This window comes from Agrococcus sp. Marseille-Q4369 (assembly GCF_018308945.1).
In the GTDB taxonomy this organism is placed as follows: Bacteria; Actinomycetota; Actinomycetes; order Actinomycetales; family Microbacteriaceae; genus Agrococcus.
In genome coordinates this window covers 1,219,226-1,235,769 of the sequence record NZ_CP070501.1, presented here as the reverse complement: position 1 = coordinate 1,235,769, position 16,544 = coordinate 1,219,226, and the positions used below count along the sequence as shown (strand labels likewise).

Annotated in this window: 15 protein-coding genes, 1 tRNA gene and 1 pseudogene; 7 read left to right on the top strand and 10 right to left on the bottom strand. The window is 71.4% G+C overall.

The window, feature by feature from the left end; genetic code table 11:
• The gene (groL, locus tag JSQ78_RS06205; RefSeq protein ID WP_211450256.1) at positions 1–1,620 is read left to right on the top strand and encodes a chaperonin GroEL; all 1,620 of its coding nucleotides are present in this window, start codon (positions 1–3) and stop codon (positions 1,618–1,620) included.
• 49 nt (positions 1,621–1,669) lie between these two features.
• On the opposite strand, the gene JSQ78_RS06200 is transcribed toward groL, so the two are convergent.
• The 6 genes from JSQ78_RS06200 to JSQ78_RS06175 all read right to left on the bottom strand — a co-directional run bounded on the left by JSQ78_RS06200 (position 1,670) and on the right by JSQ78_RS06175 (position 8,084).
• Positions 1,670–1,960: a WXG100 family type VII secretion target gene (locus JSQ78_RS06200; RefSeq protein ID WP_026374331.1), complete on the bottom strand. Its 291-nt coding sequence runs from the start codon at positions 1,958–1,960 to the stop codon at positions 1,670–1,672.
• A 62-nt stretch (positions 1,961–2,022) separates the two neighbouring features.
• Positions 2,023–3,636: a sensor histidine kinase gene (locus tag JSQ78_RS06195; protein WP_211450254.1), complete on the bottom strand. Its 1,614-nt coding sequence runs from the start codon at positions 3,634–3,636 to the stop codon at positions 2,023–2,025.
• Entirely contained in the window at positions 3,637–4,332 is a 696-nt protein-coding gene (locus JSQ78_RS06190; protein ID WP_021010709.1) for a response regulator transcription factor, read from the bottom strand.
• Positions 4,333–4,386: 54 nt separating this feature from the next.
• Entirely contained in the window at positions 4,387–6,036 is a 1,650-nt protein-coding gene (locus tag JSQ78_RS06185) for a DNA repair helicase XPB (RefSeq protein ID WP_211450252.1), read from the bottom strand.
• 72 nt (positions 6,037–6,108) lie between these two features.
• Complete coding sequence (locus tag JSQ78_RS06180; RefSeq protein WP_211450250.1) at positions 6,109–7,770, bottom strand: helicase-associated domain-containing protein; 1,662 nt, start codon at positions 7,768–7,770, stop codon at positions 6,109–6,111.
• Positions 7,770–8,084, bottom strand: coding sequence for a hypothetical protein (locus tag JSQ78_RS06175; protein ID WP_026374334.1), 315 nt, complete (start codon positions 8,082–8,084; stop codon positions 7,770–7,772). The genes JSQ78_RS06180 and JSQ78_RS06175 overlap by 1 nt, the downstream gene beginning before the upstream one ends.
• 99 nt (positions 8,085–8,183) lie before the next feature.
• Between JSQ78_RS06175 and JSQ78_RS06170 the strand changes: the two genes are divergently transcribed.
• Both JSQ78_RS06170 and JSQ78_RS06165 read left to right on the top strand, forming a co-directional pair.
• Positions 8,184–8,558 carry a cold-shock protein gene (locus JSQ78_RS06170; RefSeq protein WP_211450248.1) on the top strand — a complete coding sequence of 125 codons (375 nt, stop codon included), beginning with the start codon at positions 8,184–8,186 and terminating at the stop codon, positions 8,556–8,558.
• Entirely contained in the window at positions 8,542–9,258 is a 717-nt protein-coding gene (locus JSQ78_RS06165; protein ID WP_211450247.1) for a DUF3027 domain-containing protein, read from the top strand. Before JSQ78_RS06170 ends, JSQ78_RS06165 begins: the two co-directional genes overlap by 17 nt.
• Positions 9,259–9,269: 11 nt before the next feature.
• On the opposite strand, the gene serC is transcribed toward JSQ78_RS06165, so the two are convergent.
• Positions 9,270–10,373 carry a phosphoserine transaminase gene (gene serC, locus JSQ78_RS06160; RefSeq protein ID WP_211450245.1) on the bottom strand — a complete coding sequence of 368 codons (1,104 nt, stop codon included), beginning with the start codon at positions 10,371–10,373 and terminating at the stop codon, positions 9,270–9,272.
• Between the two features lie 88 nt (positions 10,374–10,461).
• Here serC and JSQ78_RS06155 point away from each other — a divergent pair, with 88 nt between their 5' ends.
• The 4 genes from JSQ78_RS06155 to JSQ78_RS06140 all read left to right on the top strand — a co-directional run bounded on the left by JSQ78_RS06155 (position 10,462) and on the right by JSQ78_RS06140 (position 13,175).
• A complete protein-coding gene (locus JSQ78_RS06155; RefSeq protein WP_211450243.1) occupies positions 10,462–11,133 on the top strand; it encodes an iron-dependent transcriptional repressor DtxR in 672 nt (223 codons plus the stop codon).
• Positions 11,134–11,287: 154 nt separating this feature from the next.
• Complete coding sequence (locus tag JSQ78_RS06150) at positions 11,288–12,130, top strand: C40 family peptidase (RefSeq protein WP_211450241.1); 843 nt, start codon at positions 11,288–11,290, stop codon at positions 12,128–12,130.
• A gap of 115 nt (positions 12,131–12,245) precedes the next feature.
• Positions 12,246–13,028 (top strand): NlpC/P60 family protein, encoded by a 783-nt coding sequence (locus JSQ78_RS06145; protein ID WP_211450239.1) that lies wholly within the window; start codon positions 12,246–12,248, stop codon positions 13,026–13,028.
• Between the two features lie 75 nt (positions 13,029–13,103).
• A tRNA-Arg gene (locus JSQ78_RS06140) sits at positions 13,104–13,175 on the top strand.
• Between the two features lie 205 nt (positions 13,176–13,380).
• Here the strand turns inward: JSQ78_RS06140 and JSQ78_RS06135 are convergent.
• The 3 genes and pseudogenes from JSQ78_RS06135 to ccsB all read right to left on the bottom strand — a co-directional run bounded on the left by JSQ78_RS06135 (position 13,381) and on the right by ccsB (position 16,544).
• Positions 13,381–14,636, bottom strand: a protein-coding gene (locus tag JSQ78_RS06135; protein WP_211450237.1) for an IS3 family transposase whose coding sequence is annotated in 2 segments (ribosomal slippage) — positions 13,381–14,366 and positions 14,366–14,636 — 1,257 coding nt in all. Because the reading frame shifts where the segments join, the coding sequence is not laid out codon by codon here.
• Between the two features lie 99 nt (positions 14,637–14,735).
• Positions 14,736–15,212, bottom strand: a pseudogene (locus tag JSQ78_RS06130) (helix-turn-helix domain-containing protein); the annotation flags it as partial.
• Positions 15,213–15,611: 399 nt separating this feature from the next.
• Positions 15,612–16,544, bottom strand: coding sequence for a c-type cytochrome biogenesis protein CcsB (gene ccsB, locus JSQ78_RS06125; protein ID WP_211450540.1), 933 nt, complete (start codon positions 16,542–16,544; stop codon positions 15,612–15,614).

Here is a 16,544-nt window from a genome sequence, read left to right as displayed (position 1 = left end):
ATGGCAAAGATGATCGCATTCAACGAGGAGGCCCGCCGCGGGCTGGAGCGTGGACTCAACACGCTCGCCGACGCGGTGAAGGTGACCCTCGGCCCGCGCGGCCGCAACGTCGTGCTGGAGAAGAAGTGGGGCGCCCCCACCATCACGAACGACGGCGTGTCGATCGCCAAGGAGATCGAGCTCGAGGACCCCTTCGAGAAGATCGGCGCCGAGCTCGTCAAGGAGGTCGCGAAGAAGACCGACGACGTCGCCGGTGACGGCACGACGACGGCGACCGTGCTCGCGCAGGCGCTGGTCCGCGAGGGCCTCCGCAACGTCGCAGCCGGCGCCGACCCGATCAGCCTCAAGCGCGGCATCGAGAAGGCCACCGCCGCGGTGAGCGAGCAGCTGCTCGCCAACGCCAAGGAGGTCGAGACCAAGGAGGAGATCGCCGCCACGGCTTCGATCTCGGCCGCCGACGAGGAGATCGGCGCGCTCATCGCCGAGGCCATCGACAAGGTCGGCAAGGAGGGCGTCGTCACCGTCGAGGAGTCGAACACCTTCGGCACCGAGCTCGAGCTCACCGAGGGCATGCGCTTCGACAAGGGCTTCCTGTCGCAGTACTTCGTGACCGACCCCGAGCGCCAGGAGACGGTCTTCGAGGACCCGTACATCCTGATCGTCAACTCGAAGATCTCGAACATCAAGGACCTGCTCCCGATCGTCGACAAGGTGATCCAGGCGGGCAAGCAGCTCGTCATCATCGCCGAGGACGTCGAGGGCGAGGCGCTCGCGACGCTCGTCGTCAACAAGATCCGCGGCATCTTCAAGTCGGTCGCCGTCAAGGCCCCCGGCTTCGGCGACCGCCGCAAGGCGATGCTCGCCGACATGGCGATCCTCACGGGCGGCCAGGTCATCTCCGAGGAGGTCGGCCTCAAGCTCGAGAGCGCGACGCTCGACCTGCTGGGCCGTGCCCGCAAGGTCGTCATCACGAAGGACGAGACGACGATCGTCGAGGGCGCCGGCGAGGCCGAGGCCATCGCGGGTCGCGTTCGCCAGATCCGCTCGGAGATCGAGAACACCGACAGCGACTACGACCGCGAGAAGCTCCAGGAGCGCCTCGCGAAGCTCGCTGGCGGCGTCGCCGTCATCAAGGCGGGTGCCGCGACCGAGGTCGAGCTCAAGGAGCGCAAGCACCGCATCGAGGACGCCGTCCGCAACGCGAAGGCCGCCGTCGAGGAGGGCATCGTCGCCGGTGGTGGCGTCGCGCTCATCCAGGCCGCGAAGACCGCGTTCGAGGGCCTCGAGCTCGTCGGCGACGAGGCGACGGGCGCGAACATCGTGCGCGTGGCCGTCGACGCGCCGCTCAAGCAGATCGCCACGAACGCCGGCCTCGAGCCGGGCGTCGTCGCCGAGAAGGTGCGCAGCCTCGAGGTCGGCCACGGCCTCAACGCCGCGACCGGCGAGTACGTCGACATGCTCGCTGCGGGCATCGCCGACCCGGTGAAGGTGACGCGCTCGGCGCTCGCCAACGCCGCGTCGATCGCCGGCCTCTTCCTCACGACCGAGGCCGTCGTCGCCGACAAGCCCGAGAAGCAGCCGGCGATGCCGGCCGACCCCACGGGTGGCATGGACTTCTAGGAGATCCACCGATCGGAGGGCCCCAGCGCTGCTGGGGCCCTTCGTCGTCTCAGCCCGCGAAGAGCCGCGTGTTGCCCTGCTCCACCTCGTCGTACTGGCGGCCTGCCATCGCGAGCGCCTCGTTGATGCTCGCGAGCGACTCCTCGACGCGCAGCTGCGTCGCTCGCCAGTCCTGCACGACGCCCTGGAAGGCGATCGACGCCTGGCCCGTCCACGAGTCCTGCAGCGCCTGGAGCTGCGCGAGCATCGCCGCGGACTCCGACTGCAGCCGCGATGCGGTCGACCGCACCGCGAGGTGCGCGCCGTGGATGGCGTCGCCGTCGACGACGTACCTGCTCATGATCCCCTCGATCCCGCGCGGAGCATCCGCGCTCGAGGCAGACGGTAGGGGGATGCGTCGGGTCAGCGTCGCGCGGCGGCGCGCGCCTGTGGATGGTCGCCCGTGATCGTGTTGGGGGAGTCCGCCGGGCGGAGCTTGTGGCTGAGCGCCATGACCGCCTCGTCGGAGGCGAGCGGGATCGCGAAGCGGAACGTCGCGCCGCCGCCCGGCGTCTCGACCACGTCGATGCGGCCGCCGTGGGCGCGCACGATGCCGCGCACGATCGCGAGGCCGAGGCCCGAGCCGCCCGTCTCGCGAGCGCGCGACTCGTCGGTGCGGAAGAAGCGCTCGAAGACCTTGCCGCGCTGATCGGCCGGCACACCCGGCCCGTGGTCGACGACCATCACGACCGCGCGGCGACGGCGCGCGGTGACCCCGACCGCGAGCTCGATCGGCGAGCCCTCCGGCGTGTAGCGCAGCGCGTTGCCGATGAGGTTCGAGATCACCTGGCGCAGCGCGTGCTCGTCGCCGAGCACGATCGCGGGCGGCGTGAGCGGCGGCGGCGTGAAGATCGCGTCGGGGAGCGCGTCGTCGACGTCGTCCTCGACGGGACCCATCGCATCCGCGTCGATCGGGAGCACGTGCACCTGCCGATCGGGAGAGCCCGCGCGGGTGTCGGAGGCGGCGTCGTTGACGAGCGGCACGAGGTCGAGCGGCTGCAGGTCCATCGGGCGGCGCTCGTCGAGCCGCGCGAGCTGCAGCAGGTCCTCGACGAGCCGCGCCATGCGCTTGGCCTCGCCCTCGATGCGCTCCATCGCGCTCGCGACGTCCTCGGGCCGCGAGATCGCGCCCATCCGGTAGAGCTCGGCGTAGCCGCGCACCGACACGAGCGGCGTGCGCAGCTCGTGGCTCGCGTCGCCGACGAACTGCCGCATCTGCTTCACCGACTCGTCGCGCTGCTCGATCGCGGCCTCGATGCGATCGAGCATGCCGTTGAGCGAGCGCTGCAGCGAGCCGACCTCGGTGCGCGGGTGCTCGGTCGACAGGCGGGTCTCGTAGTCGCCGTCGGCGAAGCGCTCGGCCTGCTTCGCCGTGCGCCGCAGGCCGCGGAGCGTCGAGACGGCGAGGATGCGCGTGAGGGCGGCCCCGAGCACGACCGCGAGCACCGAGAAGCCGGCGAACACGAGCATGAAGGTGCCGGTCGTCGCCTCGAGCTGGTCGGTGTTGACCGCGACGACCGAGATGAGCAGCTCGCCGGTGCCCTCGACCGTCGTGGGCGCGACGAGCGTGCGCCACGTCGACTGCCCGTCGATCGAGGGGATCGTGAACGCCTTCGGCTGCTCGACGAGCGTCGCGAGCGAGAGCCCCGACAGGTCGGGGTTCTCGGGGTCGGGCAGCTTGTTGTCGCAGACGATGACGCCGTCGGGCTCGGCGACGCCCAGGTAGTAGGTGTTCGGCATCCGCTGCGCGAGGTCGCACTGCTCCGGCGAGTCGCGGCGCGTGACCGGCTCGCTCGTGAACGCGAGCAGCGCCTCCTCGATCTCGACGTCGATGTCGGCGACCTGCGCGTCGCGGATGATGCTGAGCGTGCCGATGCCCGCGAGCACGAGCCCGAAGGTCATCACCACGACGATGAGTGCACTGATCCGCCCGGCCAGCGACGTGCGGCCGAGCAGGCGGGTCAGCGCCCGTCGCACCTACGCCTTCGGGGACTTCAGCATGTAGCCGAAGCCGCGCTTGGTGACGATCATCGGCTCGCTCGCGCCGTCGTCGATCTTGCGCCGCAGGTAGGAGATGTAGGACTCGACGATGCCGACGTCGCCGTTGAAGTCGTACTCCCAGACGTGGTCGAGGATCTGCGCCTTCGACAGCACGCGGTTGGCGTTCAGCATGAGGTAGCGCAGCAGCTTGAACTCGGTGGGGGAGAGCTCGATCTCCTCGCCGCGCACCGTCACCTCGTGCGTGTCCTGGTTCATCGCGAGGTCGCCGACGTGGATCGTCGCGTCGTCGGTCTCGGCCATCGTGCGGCGCAGGATCGCCTTGATGCGCGCGATGATCTCGTCGAGCGAGAACGGCTTCGTGACGTAGTCGTCGCCGCCGACGGTGAGGCCGTTGATCTTGTCCTCGGTGTCGTCCTTCGCGGTGAGAAAGAGGATGGGCGAGGTGAAGCCGGATGCGCGCAGCCGCTTGGTGACGCCGAATCCGTTGATGTCGGGGAGCATGACGTCGAGCAGGATGAGGTCGGGCTCGTCCTCGAGGACGGCGGAGATCGCGGCGGCTCCCGCGCCGACGGCGCGCACGTCGAAGCCCGCGAAGCGCAGGCTCGTCGTCAGCAGGTCACGGATGTGCGGCTCGTCGTCGACGACGAGGACTTTGGCGTTCGGCTCGGTCATGCGGACAGTCTCTGGTGATTGCCTGAGAAGAGTCTGGGAGTCACCGGAACGCGCTCACACCGCGGCGCGATCGGCGAGACCGAGCTCGTGCTCGTCGAGGATCGTGTAGGCGTAGCCCTGCTCGGCGAGGAAGCGCTGGCGGCCGAGCGCGAACTCCTGGTCGACGGTGTCGCGCGCGACGATCGTGTAGAAGCTCGCCGTGCGGCCGCCCTTCGGCCGCAGCAGCCGGCCGAGCCGCTGCGCCTCCTCCTGGCGCGAGCCGAACGAGCCCGACACCTGCACGGCGAGGGATGCGTCGGGCAGGTCGACGGAGAAGTTCGCGACCTTCGAGACCACGAGCACGCGCTCCTGCCCGGTGCGGAAGGCCTGGAAGAGCTCCTCGCGCTCCGAGACGGGCGTCTCGCCCGTGATGAGCGGCGCGTCGAGCGCGGCGGCGAGCTCGTGGAGCTGGTCGAGGTACTGCCCGATGACGAGCGTTGGCTCGTCGGGGTGCTGCGCGAGCACGCGGCGGACGGTGTCGATCTTGCGCGGGCTCGAGGCGGCGATGCGGTAGCGGTCGCGATCGCCGGAGGCGGCGTACTCGAGCCGCTCGTCCTCGTCGAGGTCGATGCGCACCTCGAAGCACTCGGCGGGCGCGATGAAGCCCTGCGCCTCGATCTCCTTCCACGGGGCGTCGAAGCGCTTGGGCCCGATGAGGCTGAAGACGTCCGACTCGCGGCCGTCCTCGCGCACGAGCGTCGCGGTGAGGCCGAGCCGGCGCCGCGCCTGCAGGTCGGCGGTGAGCTTGAAGACCGGCGCGGGCAGCAGGTGCACCTCGTCGTAGACGATGAGGCCCCAGTCGAGCGCGTCGAGCACGCCGAGGTGGGCGTACTCGCCGCCGCGCTTGACGGTGAGGATCTGGTACGTCGCGATCGTGACCGGCTTGATCTCCTTCGACGCTCCGGAGTACTCGCCGATCTCGTCCTCGGTGAGGCTCGTGCGGGCGAGCAGCTCGGCTCGCCACTGCCTCGCCGACACGGTGTTCGTGACCAGGATGAGGGTCGTGGTGTCGGTCGCGGCCATCGCCGCCGCGCCGACGATCGTCTTGCCGGCGCCGCACGGGAGCACGACGACGCCCGAGCCGGCGTCGGCGAAGTGCGTCACCGCGTCCGCCTGGTACGGCCGCAGGGTCCAGCCGTCTTCGACGAGCTCGATGTCGAGCGGGGTGCCGGGCGTGTAGCCCGCGAGGTCCTCGGCGGGCCAGCCGAGCTTGACGAGCTCCTGCTTGAGCTCGCCGCGCGCCCAGTCGACGACGCGGATGCCGCCGTCGGCGGGGCCGCCGAGCAGCGGCGCGATCTTCTTCGAGCGCCGCACCTCCTCGAGCACGGGGCGGTCCTGGCTGCGGAGCACGAGCCCCTCGTCGTCGCGCTCGATCACGAGCCGGCCGTAGCGACCGATCGTCTCGCGGATGTCCTGCGCGACGCCGGCGGGGACGGGGAACTTCGCGTAGCGGTCGAGGGTGCCGATGATCTCGTCGGCGGTGTGGCCGGCGGCGCGCGCGTTCCACAGGCCGAGCCGCGTCACGCGGTAGGTGTGGATGTGCTCGGGAGCGCGCTCGAGCTCGGCGAACACCTGCAGCGCCTGCCGCGCCGCGGCCGCGTCGGGGTGCGCGACCTCGAGCAGCACGGTCCGGTCGGACTGGACGATGAGGGGGCCGAGCGTCATAGCGTTCCAGCCTACTGCCCGGCAGGGGTACAGCCCCAGCGTTCGCCGACGGCGTTCCGGCCCGATGGCGCGTCAGTTCGCGACGCCGAGCCCCGCGACCTTCGTGATCGCGCTGAGCGGGAGGGTGCGCTCGACGTCGCGGTTCGCGTCCCGCGCGCGCAGCCTGCCGTTCGCGACCGCGAGCGGCACGAGCTCGACGTCGACCGGCTCGCTCGACGTCGTCACCGTGAGCCGCACGGGCATGCGCTCGCGCACCGCCGACTGCAGCTGCCGCTCGAGCCACGCGCGCTCCTGCTCGCCGACCTCGAAGCCCGCGTCGCGCAAGCGCGCGACGAGCCGATGCCGCTCGCGCTCCCGGCGCGGCGCGCGCTCGGGGCGGCGCAGCACGAGCTCGCCCTCCTCGTCCTCGAGCACCGCGGGGTAGCGCTCCTCGAGCAGCGCCTCGAGCACCTCCTCGGCGCTCAGCCTGAAGGTCAGGCGGTGCGGGCCGGTCTGCACGGGCCCCGCGGTGACGAGCGCGCGATCGACGGCGATCGTGCGGATGAGCTGCTCGTCGTCGCTGCGCACCTGCGCGCGGGCGCCGCCCTCGGCGGTCGGGTCGACGGAGCGCACGCGCAGGCTGCCGAAGCGCGCGGCGGTGTCGCGCACGAGGTAGGCGACCGGTTGCGGCACGCCGGTGAGCGAGATGCCCGCGAGGAATTCGAGCACCCCATCGGCGCTCTCGCCGCTCGCGAGCCCCGCGGCGACGCTCTGCGCCGTGATGCGCCACTGCGAGGCGATGCCGGCGCGCTCGATGCGGGCGATGCCGCGCAGGCGCGCGTCGACGGCGGCGCGGAGCGGCCCGGGGGCGACGGCCGAGAGGTCGGGCTGCAGGTAGACGGATGCGGTGGCGGGCGGCACGTGGGCGGCGAGCGTCTCGCGCGCGGCACCCGGGTCGTGGGCGAGCGCGGCGGCGAGCGTGGTCGGGTTCCTGCCGTCGACGAGCCCGAGCCGGCGCGCCTGTCGCGCCTGGCGCTCGCGGACGGCCCGCACGGCGTCGTCGGCGAGCGGGAAGTCGCCGGTCGCGACGGCCGAGAGGTCGTCGGTCGCCTCGAGCCAGGCGGTCGCGACCCGGAGCCAGCGGTCGGGCACGGGCGAGGCGAGCCACGCGTCGGCGTCGACAGTCGCGCGGAGCCGGCCGTCGTGCTTGTCGACGAGCCCCGCGGCGCTCGCGAGCTCGAGCCGCTCGTCGAGCTGCCCCGGCTCCGCGTCGATCGACGCGGCGAGGTCGCGCACGACGGCCGCCGGCAGCTGCGCGCGCGAGCGGAGCGTGATCGGGTGGTCGGCGATGCGGTGCACGAGCTCGGCGATCTTGATCGCCTCATCGATCGCGAGCTGCGGCGCGGTGGGGGAGTCGGTGGGTGCCGCGTCGATGGGCGCCGCGTCCGCTGCGGCGCTCGCGGCGAGACCGTCGAGCGCCTCGGCTGCGAGCGCGGTGACTGGCGGCAGCGCGACGCCGTCGACGCCGAGCAGCAGGGCGTCGAGCCTCGGCGACGACGTGCCCGCCGCGAGCCCGGCGAGCTCTGCGCCCGACCGCCACCGGAGCGCTAGCGCGATCGACGCATCCGTCAGCAGGTGCTCGGCGAGGTCGAACGTCGAGGCGAGCTGCGGGGGTGCCTGCCGCTCGGTGACGAGCAGGTCGAGCGCGTCATCGGGCATCGCCTGGATGCGGGCCGCGAGCGCGACGACGTCCATCAGCGCCTGCGGGACTTGCCCGCCGCGCTCACGATGACGAGCACCACGAGGCAGACGATGGCGAGGGGGAGCGCGATGAGCGGGAGCCAGTAGGCGTACTGCCAGGCGATGCCCGCGAAGAGCTCGACGCTGTCGCGGAACGCGACGTGCAGCATGGCGCCCGCGAAGCCGAGCACCGCGATCGCGGCGAGCGCGACGACCAGGAAGGCCAGCACGCGCTCGACCGCGTCGCGCGGCGACCGCGCGACCGGCGCCTGCTGCTGCGGCGCCTTCTTGCGGGGGCGCTGCGTCGGGTTGCTGCTCGCCTTCGGCATCCCACCAGGATACCGCCGTGGGAGGCCGCCCCGGCACGCCCACTACGCTGGGTGCCGTGCGGCGGGGTGCCGCACCTCGATCCTGAGCGGGAGGGTGCCATGCCGACGGGCAGGGTGAAGTTCTTCGACGAGGCCAAGGGCTTCGGCTTCATCGCCGGCGACGACGGCGTCGAGGTGTTCCTGCACGCGTCGGCGGTGCCGGAGGGCGTGCAGGTGAAGCCGGGCTCCAAGGTCGAGTACGGCATCGCCGAGGGCCGGCGCGGCCCGCAGGCGCTCTCGCTGCGCGTGCTCGGCAGCACGGCCGTCAAGGCGGCGCGTCGCGACACCGAGGACATGGCGATCATCGTCGAGGACCTCGTGCGGCTGCTCGACACGATCGGCAACGACCTGCGGCGCGGCCGCTACCCGAGCGCCGCGCACGGCTCGACCGTCGCGCAGATGCTCCGGAGGGTCGCTGATGACCTCGACGCCTGAGCCCGCGGAGAGCGCGAGCGTCGACGGCACCGCCCTCGACATCGTGCCCGTCTACGACGGCTCGGCTCCGGCTGCCGACGCGCCGGAGGCGACGGAGGCCCCCGAGATCCCGGAGCCGACGAGCGCCGCTGACGTCGACGAGCCGACGACCGCCGACGAGGCGTCGACCGACGAGCCCGCGGAAGCGGCCGACGAGACCGCCGAGCCGGCGCCCGAGCAGCCCGCCGTCGTGCCCGTCCCGACGGTGCCGTCGATGGAGGAGCTCGAGCTCGAGCTCGCGCTCTCGGCGCTCGACGAGGTCGCGCCCAAGGGCGCGGTCGGCGAGGTGGAGGACGCGCTCGCGGAGGGCGACCACGTCGTCGCGATCCGGCACGCATCGAAGCTGCCCGGCTACCCCGACTGGTCGTGGACCGTGCTGCTCTCGCGCGGCATCGAGGGCGGCCCGACGGTGCTCGAGGTCGCGCTGCTGCCGAGCGAGGGCTCGCTGCTCGCGCCCGCGTGGGTGCCGTGGTCGGAGCGGCTCGCCGACTACCTCGCGGCCAAGGAGGCCGCCGCCGAGGAGGGCGACGATGAGGAGCTCGAGTCGGATCTGGAGTCAGACCTCGACGACGACTTCGACGACGACTTCGAGGACGTCGACGACGACGGCGACGGGCACGGCGACCACGCCGACGACGTCGCCGACGACGAAGAGGAGTAGCGCGCCGGCGGCTACCGCGCGTCGAGCAGGAAGTCGAGGCAGCGCGTGAGCTGCACGACGTCGGCCGGCTCGATCGCCGCGAAGGTCGCGACCCGCAGCTGGTTGCGGCCGAGCTTCCGGTAGGGCTCGGTGTCGACCACGCCGTTCTGCCGCAGCGCCTTCGCGAGCGCGGCCGCGTCGACCGATTCGTGGAAGTCGATCGTCACGACGACGTTCGAGCGGTGCGAGGGGTCGACGACGAAGGGCGTCGCCTCCGGCCGAGCCTCGGCCCACGCGTAGAGCGTGCCGGCCGACTGGGCCGTGCGCGCCGCCATCGCGGGGAGGCCGCCCTGCTCGAGCATCCAGCGCAGCTGCTCCTGCAGCAGCAGGAGCGTCGAGAGCGCCGGCGTGTTGAGCGTCTGGTCGAGCCGCGAGTTCACGACCGCCTGCTGCAGCGACAGGAACTCGGGGATGTAGCGTCCCGACGCCGCGACGCGCTCGATCCGCTCGATCGCGGCGGGCGAGGCGATCGCGAACCACAGGCCCCCGTCGGAGGCGAAGTTCTTCTGCGGGGCGAAGTAGTAGAGGTCGGCCGCGGAGACGTCGACCGCGAGACCGCCCGCCGCGCTCGTGGCATCGACGACCGCGAGCGCATCCGCCTGAGCCCCGATGACCGGGTGGAAGACACCCGTCGAGGTCTCGTTGTGGGGGTAGGCGACGACGTCGACGCCCTCCACGGGGTCGAGCGTGGGGCGGGAGCCGGGCTGGGCTGCGGCGACGCTCGGCGCCTCGAGCCACGGCGCGGCGGCCGCCTTCGCGAACTTGCCGCCGAACTCGCCGAAGACGAGGTGGTGCGAGCGGTGCTGGATGAGGGAGAAGGCCGCCGCATCCCAGAACGCGGTGGAGCCGCCGTTGCCGAGCAGCACCTCGTAGCCCTCGGGGAGCGAGAAGAGCTGCGCGAGCTGCTCGCGCACCGAGCGCACGAGCGCCTTGACCGGCGCCTGCCGGTGGCTCGTGCCGAGCAGCGCCATGTTGGCCTCGAGATGCGCGACCTGCTCGGGCCGCACCTTCGAGGGCCCGCAGCCGAACCTTCCGTCGGCGGGGAGCAGCTCGGTCGGGATGCGCAGATCGTTCACACCGATGATCCTACGAGCGGCTGAAGCATAGGGTGGGATGGGTTGGAGTGCGCCAGGGATGGCGGAGGCAGAGGAAGCGGTACTGGGCGTGGCGGATCTCGTCGATACGACAGAGATGTACCTCCGCACGATCCTCGATCTCGAGGAGGAGGGCATCACGCCCTTGCGCGCCCGCATCTCCGAGCGCTTGAACCACTCCGGCCCGACCGTCTCGCAGACGATCAACCGGATGTCGCGCGACGGGCTCGTGATCGTCGGCGCCGACCGGCACCTCGAGCTCACCGAGGAGGGGCGCGCGCTCGCGATCCGCGTGCTGCGCAAGCACCGGCTCGCCGAGCGGCTGCTCGCAGACGTGATCGGTCTCGACTGGAGCCTCGTGCACGACGAGGCCTGCCGGTGGGAGCACGTCATGAGCGAGCAGGTCGAGCGCCGGCTGCTGACGCTGCTCGGCAACCCGACCGAGTCGCCGTACGGCACGCCGATCCCCGGGCTCGACGAGCTGGGCCTGCCCGCGGCCGAGCTGTTCCTCGACGGCGTCGTGACGGCGACGGATGCGCGGGGCGAGCACGTGGTGCGCCGGCTCGGCGAGCCGATCCAGGCCGACGTCGAGGGGCTCGGCGAGCTGCAGGCGGCCGGTCTCGTGCCGGGCGCGACCGTGATGGTGAGCGCGGCCGCCGGCCGCATCCGCCTCGACGTCGCGGGCGGCGAGGCGATCGAGCTGCCCGTCGAGCTCGCGCGCCACGTCTACCTCACAGCTTGAGGACTCCTCGCTTCCAGCCTTCGTCCGGGCCGCTCAGAGGCTCGCCGGTCGCCCGTGGACGATTGTGACGATTCGGTAACGCTCGGGTACTCTCGCACGGTCAGCCCTGCACCTCGCGGTGCGGGAACTGCACCGCTTGGGGGAACACGAACGCATGGGACAGCACTCGACGACGGCCATCGCCGTCTCACCGATGGCCGAGCGTGGAGCGCCCGCGTCGGCGATGACGAGCTCGCTCCGCAAGGGCGCGAAGAGCTTCGGCGTCGTCTGCGTCGCTGCGGGCCTCGTGGGAGCGCTCTCGCTCCCCGCCGCCGCATTCGCGCCGCAGTCGGAGTCGTACAGTCAAGCCGAGCTCGCGAGCATCGTCGCGGAGAACTCGCAGAGCGTGTCGGTCTCCGAGGACGCGAGGGTCGAGCTCGTCGCCCGCGACGGCATCTCGGGCACGACCGCTGCCGAGCTCGAGGAGATCCGCACTGCGGCGCGCGAGGCGGAGGAGGCCCGCCAGGCCGAGCTCGCCGAGGCGCGCGCGGAACTCGCCGCCACGGCTGCCGCCGCTGGCACGGCATCGGCGGCGACCACCGCTGCCGCCGCCGGCACGGCATCGACGGCGACGACCGCTGCGGCCGCTCTGCCGGTCAACGCGCCGCCTGCCAACGGCTCGATCGTCGGCATCGCTCAGTCGCAGCTCGGCGTGCCCTACGTCTGGGGCGGCTCGAGCCCCGCGACGGGCTTCGACTGCTCGGGCTTCACGAAGTGGGTCTACGGCCAGGCCGGCCACTACCTGCCCCACTCCTCGAACGCGCAGGCGGGCTACGGCTCGCCGGTGTCGGCGTCGGCCGTCGCGGCCGGCGACCTGCTGGTGTGGAGCGGCCACGTGGCCATCTACGTCGGCGGCAATCAGATCATCCACGCGGCCACGAGCGGCAAGCCTGTGAAGTACTCGAGCTACTCGGCGATGGTCGCCGCGTTCGGGACTCCGCAGGTGCGGCGGTTCTGAGCCGCTCTCACGAGTTGCTCTGCAGAGGGTGACAAAGAGGTAACGGTTTGGTAACGTTGCCCGAAGTGCCGCCCGGCGGCGCATCGTTCTCACGGAAGTTTTGGAGTATCAGCCTGTGACGAGTCCTACCGAGATGTCGACCGACCAGCCCGGCAAGAAGCGCATCGATCGCGCTGCCGTGGTCCGGAACGCGCGACGCGTCGGCGTGATCGCCGTGGCGGCCGCCCTGGCCACCCCGCTCGCACTCCCGGCCTTCGCGTCCAGCAGCGACAGCGAGACCGGTCAGTCCTACTCGGCGTTCGTCGCCCAGGATGCGCAGTCGGTCTCGGGCATCGTGACGGCCGGCGAGAGCGAGCTGAGCGGCTCGCGGCTCGAGGTGTCCGCCACGACTGCGGCAGAGCTGCAGGAGATCCGAGCAGAGCTCGAGGCGGCTGCAGAGGCCGAGCGTCGCGAGCAGGCAGCGGCGGCGGAGGAGCGTGCGACCGCGGAGCGCCAGGAGCGCGCCACGACGAATTCGGGCACCGCGGGCGGTTCGTCGGCGCCGGCACCTGCCGCTGCAGCGCCGGCGGGCGCGACCGGCAGCGCGATCGCCAACGCGGCGCTCGCGCAGGTCGGGGTGTCGCAGGACTGCGTGCAGCTCGTGCGTCGCTCGATCGCTGCCGCCGGTCTCCCGTACTCGGGCATGCAGTCGCTCTTCAACCTCGGTCCGACCATCCCGATGTCGCAGGCTTCGCCCGGCGATGTCATCTACTACTCGAACGGCGGCACCGGTCGCGCGCACATCGCCATCTACATCGGTGGCGGCCGTGCGGTGCACGGCGGCTGGTCCGGCTACAACACGGTGGTCGCGGGCGTCAACATCGGCGGCTCGGCCCCGGTGTTCATCGACATCACCTGATCGTCGACTCGTTGAGCGCCCGTCCCGCTGGGGCGGGCGCTCCGCGTTCTGCCCGGCGCTAGACTCGTCGGGCCTGCCTCTGTAGCTCAATGGAAGAGCATCTCCGTCCTAAGGAGCTGGTTGGGGGTTCGAGTCCCTCCAGGGGCACCGTGTGATGAGTCGTGACATAGGTCTCACCTGAGTCGCGACATAGGTCACGAAGAGAGAGCCCCTGGCCATCGGCCGGGGGCTCTTCTCGTGTTGCGCCAGTAGGCGCGGTCGGGGTCGATGTCGTTGGTGGCGAGGACTTCGCCGGTTTCGAGCGCTTTCGGGGTGGCGCGGTAGGTGAACCGTCCCCGGTTCTCTGCCGCTCCTATGCGGGTGCCAGCACCGGGTGGGATGGCGTTTCGAGGTGAGCGTAGTACGCGGTCTCGAACTCCTCGGGCGGGACGTCGCCGAGGGTCGAGTGCAGGCGTCTGGCGTTGTACCAGTCGACCCATTCGGCGGTGACCCATTCGACGTCCTCGAGCTGCTTGAGCGGCCCGGTCCGGAACGGCGAGTCGTCGCGGATCGCCTCGGTCTTGAACAGCCCGATCGTCGACTCGGCCAGCGCGTTGTCGTAGGCGTCGCCGATCGACCCGATCGAGGCGGCGATGCCCTCGAGCGCGAGCGTCTCGGCGAAGCTCACGGACGTGAATTGGGACCCGGCATCGCTGTGATGGATCAAGCCGTCGCCGGCCGCACGTCCGGTCCGGTCGCGTCGCCACAGGCCCATGCGCAGCGCGGTGGTCACCAACGGCGTCGTCTTCGTGGTCGCGGCCTGCCAGCCGACGATCGCGCGCGAGAAGCAGTCGATCACGAACGACACGTACACGAACCCGGCCCAGGTGCGCACGTAGGTGAAGTCCGCCACCCAGCGCTGGTTGGGGGCCGGCGCGGTGAAGTCGCGCTCGAGCAGATCCGGCGCGCGCTCGGCGTTCCGATCCGGGACGGTCGTGCGCACGCCGCGTCCGCGGACCCGGCCGTTGAGGCCGAGATCCCGCATGAGCCGGTCCACGCGCCGCTGGGACACGTCGTGGCCTTGCCGGCGCAGATGCGCCGTCATCTTCCGCCGCCCGTACATGCCCTCCGGCGTGCCCACGGTCGCCAGGAGCGCGTCGATCACGACCGCGTCGGCGAGGTCTCGGCTGCTGGGCTCGGCGCGCTTCCACGCCCGGTAGGTCCGCGCGGCGACCCGCACGCCCTGCTGACGCAGGACCTGGCAGATCGACTCGACCGCGCGGCCCTTGGCTCGCTGACCGTCGATGAAGCCGACGATCAGCGGCGTCGGGGGTCGAGTTCCCCGGCGAAGAAAACCGCCGCGTCCCGCAGGATCGCGTTCGCCTCGCGCAGCTCACGGTTCTCCCGCTCCAGCCGCCGCACCCGCTCCGACTCGCTCGTCGAGGCACCGTGCCGGTCGCCGGCGTCGACCTGCGCCTGCCGCACCCAGCGGCGCAGCGACTCGGCACCGAAGCCGAGCCGTTTCGAGACCGTCTCGCACGCGGTCGTCAGGTTCGGGTACTCATCGAGATGGTCGAGCACGAGCCGGACCGCTCGCTGCTTCGTCTCCTCCGGGATCTGCTTCGGCATGATGACTATCTTCCTTCCAGACTCGAAAGGAACCGGCATCAAACCGGGGACGGTTCAAGGTGTCGCCGGGTGTTGCGCGGTTGTTGGCGCGGTGGGGTGCCAGTTGAGGATCTCGACGTCGCTGCCGTCGGCCAGTCGCCAGTGGGTGAAGTCGGACTGCCAGGTCTCGTTGGGCTGCGCCGCCTCGAACCGGATCCACGACGACCGGGGGCGCTTGCGCGGCTCGGGGGTGATCAGTCCGGCCTCGTGCAGGATGCGGCGGATCGTGGACGTCGAAGGCGCGAGGTGTCCCTCTCGCTCGAGGTGCCAGCCGATGGTGACCGGGCCGGCGTCGCGGCCCTCGGCGCTCAGCTGCCGCCGCAGCTGCACGATCCGCTCGCGGACCTCGGGCGGCGTCCGTCTCGGGCTGCTGTGAGGCGCGCGGGAGCGTGGCTCGATCGCGTCGATGCCGCCTTCCCGGTACCGGGCCAGGAGTCGATGGAGGTGCCGGCGGGTGATGCCGTACTCGGCCGCCGCAGCGGTCACCGTCAGCTGCTTCGAGACGATCATCAGGACGGCGACGCGAGCGCGAGACATGCCAGCGACTGTGACCGATGTCGCGACTCATCAGGGACCTATCAAGTGAGACCTATGTCACGAACCCCGACACCTCCAGGGGCACCGTTGCGGTGAGTCGCGTGCGAGCTTCGCTCGAGGAGTCGGCGGCCCATGGCGACACTTCCCAGCGGGATAGCGTTCGCTGTCCGATCGGGCTGCCCATGGCGATCGCCCGGTTCCCGGCCAGGAAGCACCTCGCCAGCGTAATGATCGTCGGAGCGCAGCGGGAAGGCGGTTGGGCACCCGCCACCTGATGGAGGCGGCGGAGCAGAACTCCGCGGCAGTTCGGTGCCTCGCCACCAGACTGGCGGTGCCCGCGGTTGCGGCGCCATCCGCGTCCGACAAGCGCGGATCGCTCTGCCCTCCGAGCAGTCCTCGTCAGTCGCTGGTGAGTCCGGAGTACGCGTGCAGACCCTTGAAGAAGAGGTTGACGACCGTGAAGTTGAACACCACGGCCGCGAAGCCGATGATCTGCAGCCAGGCGGAGCGGGAGCCGCGCCAACCGCGAGTCGCTCGCGCGTGGATGTAGCCGGCGTACAGCACCCAGATGATGAAGGTCCACACCTCCTTCGTGTCCCAGCCCCAGTAGCGCCCCCACGCGTGCTCCGCCCAGATCGCGCCTGCCACGAGGGTGAAGGTCCAGAAGATGAACCCGATCACGCCGACGCGGTAGCCCAGGTCCTCGAGCTGCTCAGCGCTCGGCAGCGATCGGAGGAAGCCGTTGGTCCGCCGCTCCTTCACGAGCTGGACGACGCTCAATCCGGCGCCCAGGGCGAAGAACCCTGTCGCGAGCGTGGCGACGAAGACGTGGATGACGAGCCAGTATGTCTGGAGGGCCGGAGGGAGGGGGACCGGCGGCACGTAGAAGTTGACCGTCGCGGTGCCGAGGAACACCACGGCGAGACCGGTGATGAAGACGCCGAGGAACCTGAGGTCTCGCCACAGCCGGGACAAGACGAAGACGCCCACGATGATCGCGACGCCCGTCAGTGCGAACTCGTACATGTTCGCCCACGGGACGCGGCCGGCGGCCAGTCCCCGGAAGACGGCGCCCGCGACATGCACAGTCCAGCCGATCACCGTCAGGACGAAGCCGATCCGAGCGCCGCGGCCAGCCTCGGCCGCAGCGATCGAGGGCGATGTCTGCCCGCCCACCGAGGAGCCGCCGCCGACGCTCACCAGCTCGCGGTCAGCGGCGGACCTGGCTGCCGATCGCTTCGCCACATCGATGGCGAACGCCGCGAAGGCGAGCGTGTAGACCGCCATCGCCGAGTAGACGGCCAGCAGCGCTGCCGCGTCCCATTGATCCAT

Bases quoted from the DNA above. Each gene is read 5' to 3' on its own strand.
- groL (WP_211450256.1), top strand. From the start codon at position 1: ATGGCAAAGATGATCGCATTCAACGAGGAGGCCCGCCGCGGGCTGGAG.
- JSQ78_RS06200 (WP_026374331.1), bottom strand. From the start codon at position 1,960: ATGAGCAGGTACGTCGTCGACGGCGACGCCATCCACGGCGCGCACCTC.
- JSQ78_RS06190 (WP_021010709.1), bottom strand. From the start codon at position 4,332: ATGACCGAGCCGAACGCCAAAGTCCTCGTCGTCGACGACGAGCCGCAC.
- JSQ78_RS06185 (WP_211450252.1), bottom strand. From the start codon at position 6,036: ATGACGCTCGGCCCCCTCATCGTCCAGTCCGACCGGACCGTGCTGCTC.
- JSQ78_RS06180 (WP_211450250.1), bottom strand. From the start codon at position 7,770: ATGGACGTCGTCGCGCTCGCGGCCCGCATCCAGGCGATGCCCGATGAC.
- JSQ78_RS06175 (WP_026374334.1), bottom strand. From the start codon at position 8,084: ATGCCGAAGGCGAGCAGCAACCCGACGCAGCGCCCCCGCAAGAAGGCG.
- JSQ78_RS06170 (WP_211450248.1), top strand. From the start codon at position 8,184: ATGCCGACGGGCAGGGTGAAGTTCTTCGACGAGGCCAAGGGCTTCGGC.
- JSQ78_RS06165 (WP_211450247.1), top strand. From the start codon at position 8,542: ATGACCTCGACGCCTGAGCCCGCGGAGAGCGCGAGCGTCGACGGCACC.
- JSQ78_RS06150 (WP_211450241.1), top strand. From the start codon at position 11,288: ATGGGACAGCACTCGACGACGGCCATCGCCGTCTCACCGATGGCCGAG.
- ccsB (WP_211450540.1), bottom strand. From the start codon at position 16,544: ATGGATCAATGGGACGCGGCAGCGCTGCTGGCCGTCTACTCGGCGATG.